Annotated in this window: 12 protein-coding genes; 4 read left to right on the forward strand and 8 right to left on the reverse strand. The window is 42.0% G+C overall.

The window, feature by feature from the left end:
- Positions 1-48: 48 nt before the first annotated feature.
- Positions 49-1,968, reverse strand: a complete 1,920-nt coding sequence (locus DW930_RS05435) for a sucrose-specific PTS transporter subunit IIBC (protein WP_123159523.1) — start codon at positions 1,966-1,968, stop codon at positions 49-51.
- 380 nt (positions 1,969-2,348) lie between these two features.
- On the opposite strand from DW930_RS05435, the gene DW930_RS05440 reads away from it, so the two are divergent.
- Together DW930_RS05440 and DW930_RS05445 are read left to right on the forward strand one after the other, a co-directional pair.
- Entirely contained in the window at positions 2,349-3,803 is a 1,455-nt protein-coding gene (locus DW930_RS05440) for a sucrose-6-phosphate hydrolase (RefSeq protein WP_023024248.1), read from the forward strand.
- Positions 3,784-4,749 carry a LacI family DNA-binding transcriptional regulator gene (locus DW930_RS05445; protein ID WP_023024250.1) on the forward strand — a complete coding sequence of 322 codons (966 nt, stop codon included), beginning with the start codon at positions 3,784-3,786 and terminating at the stop codon, positions 4,747-4,749. The genes DW930_RS05440 and DW930_RS05445 overlap by 20 nt, the downstream gene beginning before the upstream one ends.
- 53 nt (positions 4,750-4,802) lie before the next feature.
- On the opposite strand, the gene nusB is transcribed toward DW930_RS05445, so the two are convergent.
- The 5 genes from nusB to uvrA all read right to left on the reverse strand — a co-directional run bounded on the left by nusB (position 4,803) and on the right by uvrA (position 10,612).
- Positions 4,803-5,231, reverse strand: coding sequence for a transcription antitermination factor NusB (nusB, locus tag DW930_RS05450; protein ID WP_023024252.1), 429 nt, complete (start codon positions 5,229-5,231; stop codon positions 4,803-4,805).
- Entirely contained in the window at positions 5,224-5,613 is a 390-nt protein-coding gene (locus DW930_RS05455; RefSeq protein WP_006595687.1) for an Asp23/Gls24 family envelope stress response protein, read from the reverse strand. Before DW930_RS05455 ends, nusB begins: the two co-directional genes overlap by 8 nt.
- A gap of 36 nt (positions 5,614-5,649) precedes the next feature.
- Entirely contained in the window at positions 5,650-6,210 is a 561-nt protein-coding gene (efp, locus tag DW930_RS05460) for an elongation factor P (RefSeq protein ID WP_023027202.1), read from the reverse strand.
- Positions 6,211-6,722: 512 nt separating this feature from the next.
- On the reverse strand, positions 6,723-7,790 hold the full coding sequence (locus DW930_RS05470) for a Xaa-Pro peptidase family protein (RefSeq protein WP_123159525.1): 1,068 nt from the start codon (positions 7,788-7,790) through the stop codon (positions 6,723-6,725).
- A complete protein-coding gene (uvrA, locus tag DW930_RS05475) occupies positions 7,787-10,612 on the reverse strand; it encodes an excinuclease ABC subunit UvrA (RefSeq protein ID WP_117744638.1) in 2,826 nt (941 codons plus the stop codon). Before uvrA ends, DW930_RS05470 begins: the two co-directional genes overlap by 4 nt.
- Before the next feature lie 121 nt (positions 10,613-10,733).
- On the opposite strand from uvrA, the gene DW930_RS05480 reads away from it, so the two are divergent.
- Together DW930_RS05480 and DW930_RS05485 are read left to right on the forward strand one after the other, a co-directional pair.
- On the forward strand, positions 10,734-11,678 hold the full coding sequence (locus DW930_RS05480) for a magnesium transporter CorA family protein (protein ID WP_117744639.1): 945 nt from the start codon (positions 10,734-10,736) through the stop codon (positions 11,676-11,678).
- Between the two features lie 28 nt (positions 11,679-11,706).
- Positions 11,707-12,381: a DUF1129 family protein gene (locus DW930_RS05485; RefSeq protein WP_023024262.1), complete on the forward strand. Its 675-nt coding sequence runs from the start codon at positions 11,707-11,709 to the stop codon at positions 12,379-12,381.
- A 38-nt stretch (positions 12,382-12,419) separates the two neighbouring features.
- Here DW930_RS05485 and DW930_RS05490 read toward each other — a convergent pair whose 3' ends face one another.
- Both DW930_RS05490 and rpsR read right to left on the reverse strand, forming a co-directional pair.
- Entirely contained in the window at positions 12,420-12,938 is a 519-nt protein-coding gene (locus DW930_RS05490; protein ID WP_120701662.1) for a GNAT family N-acetyltransferase, read from the reverse strand.
- Between the two features lie 330 nt (positions 12,939-13,268).
- Positions 13,269-13,508 (reverse strand): 30S ribosomal protein S18, encoded by a 240-nt coding sequence (rpsR, locus tag DW930_RS05495; RefSeq protein ID WP_000068664.1) that lies wholly within the window; start codon positions 13,506-13,508, stop codon positions 13,269-13,271.
- Between the last annotated feature and the right edge of the window lie 24 nt (positions 13,509-13,532).

The raw sequence follows: 13,532 nt of genomic DNA on the forward strand, positions 1-13,532 counted from the left end.
AAGGACTGGAGGAAGCCCTAACCAGTCCTTGAGTAATCCTATTTTAGATTATGCTTTTACTTCAATAATCGCATCGCCTTTAGCAACTGCACCATTAGCTACTGGAGTTACTGAAGCATAATCAGCTGTGTTTGTGACGATGACCATTGTTGTATCATCAAGACCAGCTGCTGCAATTTTAGCAGAATCAAATGTTCCAAGAACATCGCCAGCTTTGACCTTGTCACCTTGAGCAACTTTCTGATCAAATCCTTCACCGTTCATTGAAACTGTATCAATCCCAACGTGGATCAAAACTTCAGCACCATTGGCTGTCTTCAAGCCAAAAGCATGTCCAGTTGCAAAAGCAATGGTTACTTCAGCATCCGCCGGAGCATATACAACACCTTCAGTTGGTTTGATGGCAATCCCTTGTCCCATAGCACCACTTGAGAATACAGGGTCATTTACGTTTTCTAAAGCAACCGCTTGACCAATGATTGGAGAGATGATGGTTTCATCTTGAAGAGATGCTGGAACAGTTCCAGTTGTTTCTTCTTCAATAATTGCACCAGCTTCTTCGTCTTCTGCAGGAACTGATGAAGCTTCATCTTCGTAACCGAACATATATGTCAAACCAAAACTTAGTGCAGTTGTAAATACAACCATAAATACATATTTCAATAATTGACCGTTTAGATAGAGAAGTGTTCCTGGAATAATTGTAATACCAAATCCTGTACCAGCAAGGTTTAACATAGATGCAATCCAACCACCTACAGCACCTGCTCCCAAAGCAATAACGAATGGTTTCACATAACGCAAGTTCACACCAAAGATTGCAGGCTCAGTAATACCTAATAAGGCAGAAATAGTTGCAGGAAATGCTAAAGCTTTCACTTTTTGAGATTTTGATTTCACTGCCACCGCTAAAGTCGCACCAGCTTGTGCAGTCATAGCAGCTGTAATAATTGCATTAAATGGATCTTTTTTATCCGAAGTAATTAATTGCGATTCAAGAAGGTTAAAAATATGATGGACACCAGTAACGACAATCAACTGATGAACCCCACCGATAAGAAGACCTGCAAGGCCGAATGGTAAATTTAAAATAAACTTAGTTGCATTCAGTACATGTTCCTCGATGCTGTGGAAGAATGGTCCAATAATAAACAAAGCGAGGAATGACATGATTGTTAATGTAAATAATGGAACCAATAACAAATCTAAGACATCTGGAATTTTCTTATGGAGCCATTTTTCAAGTTTTGCACCAATTAGACCAACGAAGAAAGCGGGAAGAACTGAGTTCTGGAATCCAACTACATGATGGAAGATACCAAAGAATGTTGCTGCTTTAGAAGGATCTTCCGCTACAACCCACGCATTAGGAAGTGTCGGACTAACCATCATCAAACCAATTACAATTCCAAGAACAGGATTTCCTCCAAACACTCGGAACGCAGACCATGAAATCAAGGCTGGGAAGAAAGCAAACGCAGTATCTGTCAAAATTGTTGAATAGGTATAGAAATCTGTAGATTTAAATGCGTCTGCTGTAGTACCAAACAAAGCCAGCACTTGATCTTGAGCAATAGCACCACGAATTCCCATAAACAAACCAGTTGCAACGATTGCTGGCAAAATTGGGACAAAAACATCTCCGAAGGTACGGATTGCGCGTTGGAACCAATTTCCTTGTTTCGCTGCTTCAGCTTTCATTTCATCTTTTGAAGAAGTTGGCAAGCCTAGAGCTACTACTTCATCGTAGATCTTATTTACAGTACCAGTACCAAAGATGATTTGGTATTGACCTGAGTTAAAGAAAGCTCCCTGTACTTTTTCAATGTTCTCAACAACATCTTTGTTGATTTTTGATTCATCTTTAACCATCACGCGAAGACGAGTCGCACAGTGAGCAACACTGCTAACGTTCTCAACTCCACCGATTGCATCGATGACTTTTTTTGCAATTTCTGTATTTGACATTTGCAAAAATCTCCTTATTTTTTATTGTTTTGAAAACGGTTAAACCATCTCTACGCTCTTAATTGTACCACGTATTAAGAATATGTCAACCGTTTTGCAGAATGTTTTTGGTGTTTATTTGCGATTTTTGATTGTTTGAAAGATGGATTTCTTATTTTCATTCACTAAAAAGCCCGTATGCTCTATATAAAAACCTCTATCTTGTTTTTGAATTTTCAAAAACTTTCATACTTTCATTTATTTTCATAAATCAAAACTAGGCTTGACTTCGATATTTTATGATAAACGTTTGACATTTTTTCTCAATTATTTGGCCAAATTCTTGCTTTTTTTTTTAGAAATCGGTACTATGGAAGTAAGAAAAATTTTGGAGGAGTCAAATGGAATGGACAACCGAACTTCGGTACAAACGGTATGAAGACTGGACCGAAGAAGAAAAGAAACAAATTAAAGAAAATATGGCCAAATCCCCTTGGCATACTCACTACCATGTTGAACCAACATCTGGTCTCTTAAATGATCCAAATGGTTTCTCTTATTTTGACGGCAAATGGATCCTCTTTTACCAAAACTTTCCGTTTGGAGCCGCACATGGATTGAAGTCTTGGGTACAACTCGAAAGTGACGATTTAGTCCATTTTAACGAAACCGGAGTGAAGGTCTTTCCAGACACACCTTTAGATAGCCATGGAGCCTATTCTGGATCAGCTATGCAATTCGATGACAAACTTTTCTTATTCTATACAGGAAATGTACGAGATGAGAACTGGATCCGCCATCCCTACCAAATCGGGGCTTTGATGGACAAAGAAGGAAAGATTGAAAAAATCAACAAAATCTTGATTGATCAACCTGCTGATTCTACTGATCACTTCCGTGACCCACAGATTTTTAATTTCAAAGGCCAATACTACGCCATTGTCGGTGGTCAAGACCTTGAGAAAAAAGGATTCGTTCGTCTTTACAAAGCAGTGAATAACGATTATACCAACTGGGTTGAAGTAGGAGATCTTGATTTCAACAATGATCGTACAGCTTATATGATGGAATGTCCTAACTTGGTCTTCGTCGGCGAGCAACCTATCCTTCTTTATTGCCCTCAAGGTTTGGACAAAGCGGTCCTCGATTACGACAATATCTACCCAAATATGTATAAGATTGGGGCTTCTTTTGATCCTGAACAGGCTCGTTTAGTTGATGTATCTGAATTGCAAAACTTAGACTATGGCTTCGAAGCCTATGCAACTCAAGGCTTCAATGCTCCTGATGGAAGAGCCTTAACTGTTAGCTGGTTAGGTCTACCAGATGTCGCTTATCCATCTGATCGTTATGACCACCAAGGAGCTTTCTCTTTGGTCAAAGAGCTAAGTATTAAGGACGGTAAACTTTATCAATATCCAGTTGAAGCTATAAAAGAGCTCCGCTCCTCTTCATCCGAGTTTCGTAACAAAGAGGTTACCAACAATTGTTACGAGTTAGAATTAGCCTTTGAAGCGAATAGCAAAAGTGAGATTGTTCTCCTAGCAGATAAAGAAGGAAAAGGTCTTTCTATTACTTTCGATATTGCAAATGGTCAAGTCATTGTCGATCGTAGCCAAGCTGGTGAACAATATGCCCAAGAGTTTGGGACTACTCGTACTTGCCCGATCGAAAACCAAGCTACAACTGCTACTATTTTCGTCGATCATTCTATTTTTGAAATTTTTATCAACAAAGGAGAAAAAGTATTCTCTGGTCGCGTCTTCCCGCATGCTAATCAAACTGGTATTTTGATTAAATCTGGAACACCTACTGGAACATACTACGAACTAGACTATGGTCGCAAAGCTCACTGATGTCGCCAAATTAGCTGGCGTCAGCCCTACGACAGTTTCACGAGTCATCAATAAAAAGGGCTATTTATCTGAAAAAACTATCTCAAAAGTCAAAGAGGCCATGAGGGAGTTGGGCTACAAGCCTAATACAATCGCTCGGAGCCTACAAGGAAAATCAGCCAAATTAATCGGCTTAATCTTCCCAAAAATCAGTCATGTCTTCTATGCAGAATTAATCGATAAATTGGAAGAAGAACTGTTCAAACATGGGTATAAAACCATTATTTGTAATAGCGAGCATGATTCTGAAAAAGAACGTGAATACATTGAAATGCTAGAAGCCAATCAAGTAGATGGTATTATTTCTGGTAGTCATAATCTGGGAATTGAAGATTATAACCGAGTTACAGCTCCTATCATAGCTTTTGACCGAAACCTATCACCTGAGATCCCTGTCGTCTCCTCAGATAACTACGCCGGTGGCGTCCTTGCTGCGGAAACCCTTGCCAAGACAGGTGCAAAGAAGATTATCATGATTACGGGGAATGATAACTCCAATTCCCCAACAGGTCTTCGCCATGCAGGGTTTGCTTCGGTACTGCCAGGAGCACAAATCATTAATGTTTCTAGTGATTATTCCCCCATTCGCAAAGAAATGGAAATCAAGTCTATCTTGACCCAGCAAAAACCTGATGCTATCTTTGCATCTGACGATCTAACGGCGATTTTGGTGATGAAAATTGCTGATGAACTCGGCATTTCAATTCCAGAAGACCTCAAAGTCATTGGCTACGACGGGACCTACTTTATTGAAAAATTTTTCCCCCGTCTAACCACCATCAAGCAACCTTTACAAGAGATTGCTCACCTGACGGTCGATCTTCTTCTACAGAAAATCGAAGGGAAAGAGGTAAAGACTACAGGCTATTTTCTCCCTGTTAGTGTTTTACCCGGCAAAAGTGTGTAAATGAGTAAGAAATTAATCACAAAAAAGAAGCCACCTTTTAGGTAGCTTCTTTTTTATTCTGCTTCCGTCACAAATTGGCTTAAGACACCATTCACAAACCGAGCAGATTTCTCATCTGAAAAAGTTTTTGCTAATTCAATTGCTTCATTCACCGCAACCAATTGAGGTGTATCAAAGGAAGTCATTTCAAACACACCCAAACGAAGAATGTTTTTCTCCACTAGAGTCAAGCGTTCTACGGTCCAGCCAGTTTTCAAGTGTTGGGCAATCTGTTGATCCAATTCATCCTTTGATTGACGAACACCCGATACCAAATTGAGGAGAAAAGCTGGAATTTCCACTTCCTGGTCTGTTTCCTCTTTGTCATGAGTAAAAGCAAATCGACACGCTTCTACAACATCCCCTTCATACTCTAAACTCATCAGAGCTTGAAAGGCACGCTCCCGTAGATCACGACGTGATTCAAATAAAATATCAGTCATTGAGGAAATCCTCATTAAACAAATCTTTCAAATCAGGTTTCGCTGCTTTTTCAGTCACGATTCCAACTACATGGATGTTGACATCATCCAATGTGACGTCCGCCATATTGTAGACAGCTGTTTTTACTGCTTTTTGGATTGCAACCGCTACTTTAGGGACTGCCACACCATACTCTAGATAGAGGTAAATATCAACAGAGATTTGACCATCTTCTTGTGTACGAAGGTAAACCCCACGACCAAGAGCACGTTTTGAAAGGCTATCCGATACACTCTTGTTTTCAAGAGAATGAACACCATCTACTTTTGCAGTCGCAATCGCAATAATTTTTTCTAGCACACGAGGTGCAATGACGATTTCGCCGTATTGTTCAGTTGCCATAGAAGTTCCTTTCTATCAGACCTATTTTAGAGCTGATTAGGCACGAGAAACGTAAGTTCCTTCAGCTGTATTGATAATCAATTTTTGTCCTGCTTCGATGAAGTCTGGAACGTTAACCACAAGACCTGTTTCCATTGTAGCTGGTTTACCAGAACCTGTAACTGTAGCACCTTTAATAGATGGTTGAGTTTCAGCAACTGTCAATTCAACAGTTGTAGGAACAGTCACCCCAATCACTTCGTTTCCATAGAATTGGATTTTTACTTCTGAGTTTTCAAGGATGTAAAGCAATTCGTTCTCAATATTGGCAACAGGAATTTCATATTGGTCGTATGTTTCAGTATTCATGAAGTAAGCTGTGTCATCCATTTTATACAAATATTGAGCTGGTACTGTTTCAATAATAGCTTGCTCAAATTTTTCTTCTGGACGGTAGCTTGTATCAAAAGTTGAACCAGTACGAACATCACGCAATTTCATACGCATGATAGTATTTCCTTTACCTGGTTTGTGGTGGCTAGCTTCCAAAACGCGGATCAATTTTCCATCAGCTGTTTCAAAGGTCATACCAGCTTTCAACTTACTTGCTTCAATCATGTTTTCATACCTCTTTTTAAAAAATATATTACTCTTTATTTTACAGTTTATATCTCGTTTTGTCAATTTGTAACTTCAAAACCCTTGATTTTACTAGCTTTTTAGAAAATTATGATCTTTTCATTACCAAATAGTTTTTTCAAAAAGTTCCTAAAAAAGGTCACAAAAAAATACCCCATAGAGTATCTATCAATTTATGAGTTCAGCAGGCAAGATCTAGCACCCTCACACGGTGCTTTTTTTATCTTAAAAAATGGTAGGCGTCCGCGTACCAATGGGTACTCGAAGGCCTACGACTGGTTCAATTATAGCATATTTTATACACTTTTTCACATTTTAAAAGCTTTTAAAGAATTAATAATGCAAAAGGTGGCGCGTGCTTTTTATGTCAAAAACAAAAAATGGTAGGCCACCGCGCACCAATGGGTGTTCGACCGCCTACCACATATTCAATTGTAGCATATTTTATCATAAACAGCTCAGATTTCTCAAATCTGTCTCTGCAAATTTCCTTAGATCACAATCAACTCTTTTGGTGCAAGGGTCAAGACTTCACAGCCACTTTCCGTAATCAAAAGATCATCTTCAATCCGGACACCTGATAGACCTTCAATGTAGATTCCTGGCTCATCTGTCAAGACCATCCCCGCCTTGATAACTTCTTTTGATGCTTGGTTGAAGTAGGGTTCTTCGTGGATATCCAAGCCAATTCCATGTCCAATTCCATGGCTAAAGTACTGACCGTATCCTGCAGCCTCAATAATGTCTCGAGGAATTTTATCAAAATCACGGAAACCTAGTCCATCCTTCACTTCAGCAATGAGAGCTTTGTTGGCTTTCAAGACCGTTTCGTAAATTTCTCTTTCCTTATCGCTGACATGACCTACATAAATGGTCCGAGTCATATCACTCACGTAATGGTTGTAAAGACAGCCAAAGTCCAAGGTCAAGGCATCCCCAGCAGAGATAATGCGATCACTAGGAGTCGCATGGGGCATAGCAGAGCGTTCTCCCGCAGCAGAGATGATATCAAAGGATACACCTGAAGCTCCCAATTCTCGCATTCTGAAATCCAGGAAGGTCGCAGCTTCTAACTCTGTTGTTTGACCAACCTTGATAAATTCAAGCACATCTAGGAAGGCTTGATCTGAAATACTGCAGGCCTTGCGGATGGTTGCCACTTCTGTCTCATCTTTAATCAAACGAAATTCCATCACAAAATCAGACAAGGCCCTTAGAGAGACTCCTGAGAAAGCCGTTGCCAGACGGGTCTGATAGGCAACTGTGATCTCATCCTCAAAGCCAAGTTCATGGATAGCTGCATCTTTGACAATTTTTGCTGCTTCTTCCAATTCATTGCGGGTCTCAACAATCTCAACAAAGGGGAAACAAGTCGCATGGGCATGAATGGTATAGCGAGAATCCGTAAAGAGGACCACGCGCTCTTCTGTTACCAAAACAGTCCCATTTGATCCCCAGAAACCTGTCAAATAGTAAACATTTTTCAAGTTGTTAATGAGGACAGCTTTTAGATCCTGTGCCTTCATTTTAGTTCGTAGATTTGTAATTCGTTGGTTCATTGTAATTTCCCTTTCAAATACTGTCCTGTAAAGCTAGCTGGGTTGCTGGCTACTTCTTCTGGTGTCCCTGTTGCAATAATGGTACCACCACCGACACCACCTTCTGGTCCTAAGTCGATGATATGGTCCGCTGTCTTAATCACATCCAAGTTGTGCTCAATGACCAAAACGGTATTGCCATCATCTACAAAGCGTTCCAAGACCTTGAGCAAACGAGAGATATCCTCTGTATGAAGACCTGTTGTCGGCTCATCCAAAATATAGAAGGACTTACCAGTTGAGCGCTTATGAAGCTCGGAAGCCAACTTCATCCGCTGGGCTTCTCCTCCGGAAAGTGTCGTTGCCGGCTGTCCCAGGGTCACATAGCCCAAGCCGACATCCTTGATGGTTTGTAATTTGCGATTGATCTTTGGAATGTGTTTAAAGAAATCGACTGCATCATTGACGGTCATGTCCAAAACCTGGGAGATATTCTTTTCTTTATAGTGAACTTCCAGGGTTTCACTGTTGTAGCGGCGCCCATGGCAGACTTCACACGGGACATAGACATCCGGTAGGAAATGCATCTCAATCTTGATAATACCATCTCCCGAGCAAGCCTCACACCGGCCCCCTTTGACATTGAAACTAAAGCGGCCTTTTTTGTAGCCTCTAATCTTGGCTTCATTGGTTTGGGCAAAGAGATCGCGAATATCGTCAAATACTCCTGTATAGGTAGCTGGATTTGAGCGTGGAGTGCGCCCAATCGGACTTTGATCGATATCGATCAGTCGATCAATGTGCTCGACACCTGAAATGGTTTTGTATTTCCCTGGTTTCTCCGAATTGCGATTCAATTTTTGAGCCAGAACCTTTTTCAAAATACTGTTGACTAAGGTTGACTTCCCTGAGCCAGAAACGCCAGTTACAGCAATGAACTTGCCAAGCGGGAAGCGTGCTGTCACCTCTTTTAAGTTATTTTCAGCGGCCCCTGTCAGCTCGATAAAGCGTCCGTTGCCTACCCGCCGTTCAGTTGGTACTGGAATGGCCCGTTTACCAGAAAGATACTGACCAGTGATGGATTTGCTATTGCGGGCTACCTGCTTAGGCGTTCCAGCCGCAACAATCTCGCCTCCAAAGACTCCGGCTCCTGGACCGACGTCGATCAGATAATCAGCTTCTCTCATGGTATCCTCATCGTGTTCGACGACGATCAAGGTATTTCCCAAATCACGCATCTTCTTAAGACTAGCAATCAAGCGGTCATTGTCCCTTTGATGGAGACCGATTGACGGCTCATCTAGGATATAGAGGACTCCTGAGAGATTGGAACCAATCTGAGTTGCCAAGCGAATCCGCTGACTCTCCCCCCCAGATAGAGTCCCGGCCGAGCGAGAAAGGGTCAGATAACTCAAGCCAACATTGTTCAAGAAGCTCAAGCGATCCTTGACTTCTTTGAGAATCGGACGAGCAATGGTCTCTTCATTCTTGGTTAATTGGAGATCAGCTATCACCTTCAGATGGTCCTCAATGGACAAGTCAGAGATTTGCCCGATATGTAGCCCCTTCTCTCCTCCTACTCGGACAGACAAGGCCTGGTCATTCAAGCGATAACCATGGCAGGTGGCACAAGTCAATTCATTCATGTAGGACAACATCTGATTGCGGGTGAAGTCACTAGAAGTTTCGTGGTAGCGGCGATTGATGTTGGTGACGACTCCTTCAAAAGGAATGTCAATATCGCGAACCCCACCAAATTCATTCTCATAATGGAAATGGAACTCCTTGCCATCAGACCCATAAAAAATTAAGTGGCGGTCTTCTGGAGATAAGTCTTCAAAGGGCTTGTCCATATCAATCCCAAACTGGATCATAGCCTGTTCCAACATCTGAGGATAGTAATTAGAGGAAATCGGGTTCCATGGTGCAAGCGCTCCTTCACGGAGAGTCTTGCTAGAATCTGGAACAACCAAATCCAAGTCCACTTCTAGCTTGATCCCTAGTCCATCACAATCTGGACAAGAGCCAAAGGGGGCATTAAATGAAAAGAGGCGGGGTTCCAATTCAGGGACGGTAAAGCCACATACCGGGCAAGCATAATGCTCTGAAAAGAGCAGTTCATTGTCGTCCATAGTATCAATGACCACGTAGCCATCTGCGATCCGGAGAGCTGCTTCTACAGAGTCAAAGAGACGAGAACGAATGCCGTCTTTGATGACAATCCGGTCTACGACAACCTCGATGGTGTGCTGCTGGCTTTTTGACAACTCTGGGATCTCTGTCACATCAAAGATCTCACCATCCACACGCACCCGGACATAGCCATCTTTTTGAACCTTTTCGATGATATTCTTATGCTGGCCTTTTTTCTTGCGAACAATGGGAGCTAAGATTTGCAGGCGTTGGCGATCTGGCAGTTCCAAAACTTGGTCTACAATCTGCTCGACCGAAGAAGCGGTGATCGCCCCATGGCCATTGATACAGTAGGGAGTCCCCACACGAGCATATAAAAGACGTAAGTAATCGTTGATTTCCGTTGTCGTACCAACCGTTGACCGCGGATTTTTGCTGGTTGTTTTTTGGTCAATGGAAATGGCGGGGCTTAAGCCATCAATCGAGTCCACATCAGGTTTTTCCATATTTCCTAAAAACTGGCGAGCATAGGCTGATAAACTCTCTACGTAACGTCTTTGTCCTTCTGCATAGAGAGTGTCAAAGGCTAAGCTCGATTTCCCAGAACCCGATAAACCAGTGACCACAACCAGCTTGTCTCGAGGGATTTCAACATCAATATTTTTTAAATTATGAGCACGCGCTCCATGAATGACAATTTTATCGAGCATTTCTTCCACTTTTCATCAATTTATTTATCCTTCATTATATCAAATTTTTCAGCATTCTTTTATCCAAAAGCGTGCTTTTTCTGTTATAATGTTAAGGTGTAAAAAAACAAGGGGAGGCACCATGAAACAGGTCTTTTTATCAACAACGACTGAATTTAAAGAAATAGAGACACTGGAACCCGGTAGCTGGATCAACCTTGTCAATCCTTCCCAAAGTGAATCGATGGAAATCGCCTCTGCTTTTAACATCGATATTGCCGACTTACGGGCACCACTCGATGCGGAAGAAATGTCCCGTATGACCATCGAAGATGAGTATACCTTGATCATCGTGGACGTTCCCATCAAGGAAGAACGGAACAATCAGACCTACTATGTCACCATCCCTTTGGGAATCATCCTAACAGAAGAGGCTATCATCACCACTTGTTTGGAAGAGTTGCCTCTCCTAGACTCCTTTATCAATCGTCGCTTGCGGAATTTCTATACCTTCATGCGGTCTCGCTTTATCTTTCAGATCCTTTATCGAAATGCCGAGCTCTACTTGACCGCGCTTCGTACCTTGGATCGCAAGAGTGAACAGATTGAAAGTCAACTGCACAAGTCGACTCGAAACGAAGAACTGATTGAACTGATGGAGCTGGAAAAGACCATCGTCTACTTCAAGGCCTCTCTGAAAACTAATGAGCGCGTGATTAAAAAATTAACCAGCGCTACCAGCAATATTAAGAAATACCTGGAAGACGAGGACTTGTTGGAAGATACCTTGATTGAGACCCAACAGGCCATCGAGATGGCGGATATTTATGGAAACATCCTCCACTCCATGACTGATACCTTCGCATCGATCATCTCCAACAACCAGAATAATATCATGAAGACCTTGGCCATGGTGACCATCGTCATGTCCATTCCAACCATGATTTTCTCGGCCTACGGGATGAACTTCAAGAACAATGATCTTCCGCTCAACGGGGAACCCAATGCCTTTTGGCTCATTATCTTTATCGCCTTCGCCATGACCGGCTCCCTCGTCGTCTACCTCATCCATAAAAAATGGTTCTAACACCTACAAATAACACTAAGGAGTATGTATGTCTCAATTTGATTTGACCCAATTAAGTAAGAAAAACCAAGAATTCGTTCGTATCGCTAAACACCAATTGATTGAAAATGGCAAAACGGAAGAAGAGGCTACCAGCCTAATTGAAGAGATTCTTCCAGCTATCTTTGAAAACCAACCAAAAGGAGTAACGGCACGAACTCTCTTTGGAGCGCCAACTGTTTGGGCCAATGCATTTAGCAATCAGGAACGCTATGAAAAAGAGCATCCAAAAGAAAATGATACTCCTCTTCTCATGATTACGGATTCCTTCCTTCTTGTCTTCGGTCTCTTTGCTGCGATTTCAGCCTTCATGAACTTATTTGCACCTCAGGGAACTACTTATGGACTTCTCACCTTGACTCTTGGTAGCTTGGCTGGTGGGGTTGTGCTCTATTTGATGTATTACTACTTCTATCAGTACTACGATGTTTCAAAACGTGGCATGAAACGTCCGGCTCTAACCAAGTCACTCCCTATCTTAATGTTGGCGATGATTCTTTGGGTGGTGATTCTCATGGTCACTGCTCTGCTCCCACAATTCCTCAACCCGCGTGTACCAAACTGGTTCATGCTCTTACTCGGTGGTGGGGCTCTTCTTCTCCGCTACTACTTGAAGAAAAAATACAATATCAAGAGCGCCAATACAGCACCTCAACGACGCTAAAAATAAACGGATGAAAATTTCATCCGTTTTTTGATTTACTATATTTCCTTGTTCAACCTTTTTGAAAAATAGAGAACTAAGTCATCATTGTTCTCACATGGACTGTAAGGGGCCAAGGGCTGATCCCTAAACCAAATTCCAGATCCATCTGGGATATACCCCCGTTTAACATAAAGCCTTTGAGCCGGGCCATAACCCGAGTGTAAACCAACCCCTAAAGTAACAATCTCTGACAGTAGCCCGACTCTTTTTTCCGCCTCCTCTAGGAGTTGATTCCCAATTCCTCGATTTCTAAATAGCTCAAAAACATTAAAATCAGTTAGTTCAGGATAGACTCCCACGAAAGGACCGTGCTTGGCATCAGGCAATATAGTGATATAACCTGCCACACTTCCATCAAAGTCAGCTACTAATACATCCCTCTCTCCATTCTCCTGATCCTGCAAATAGCTGGTCAAGGTATCCTCTCTACCCAGCCACCCTTGATGGATAAAGGCTTGAGAGATCTCTTCAATATCAGATTTCATCATCCTTCTGATGATCGTACTTTCCTTCATGTTGCGCTCCTTGATATATTTCTCCCCTCATTATAGCATGATTAGAGCTTAGGAAAGGTCAAAGAGGTCCCCCCGGACCTGAAAAAAAGACCCACCTGGGTCTGGACTCGCTCTCTAATCTCCGAACTCATGAAAAAGAGGTCCACTGGACCTCAACTCGCTCTCACATTTCCAGGCTCGTAAAAAAAGACCCGTAAGGGTCTTAATTCGCTTTCTTATTTTCAAGCTTATGAAAAAGAGGTCCACTGGATCTGAAAAAAAGACCCGTAAGGGTCTTATTCGCTCTCTTGTTTTCAAGCTCATGAAAAAGAGGTCCACTGGACCTCTTTTTTAATCTTCGTTTACGAAAGGCATCAAAGCCATTACGCGAGCGCGTTTGATAGCTGTTGTTACTTTACGTTGGTTCTTCGCTGAAGTTCCAGTTACACGACGAGGAAGGATTTTCCCACGTTCTGAAACGAAACGGCTAAGAAGCTCAGTATCTTTGTAATCAACATATTCAATTTTGTTTGCTGCGATGTAATCAACTTTTTTACGGCGTTTGAATCCGCCACGACGTTGTTGAGCCATGTTTATTTCTCCTTTATAGTTTTA

The organism is Streptococcus sp. AM43-2AT, assembly GCF_003603405.1.
Lineage (GTDB): Bacteria > Bacillota > Bacilli > Lactobacillales > Streptococcaceae > Streptococcus > Streptococcus ilei.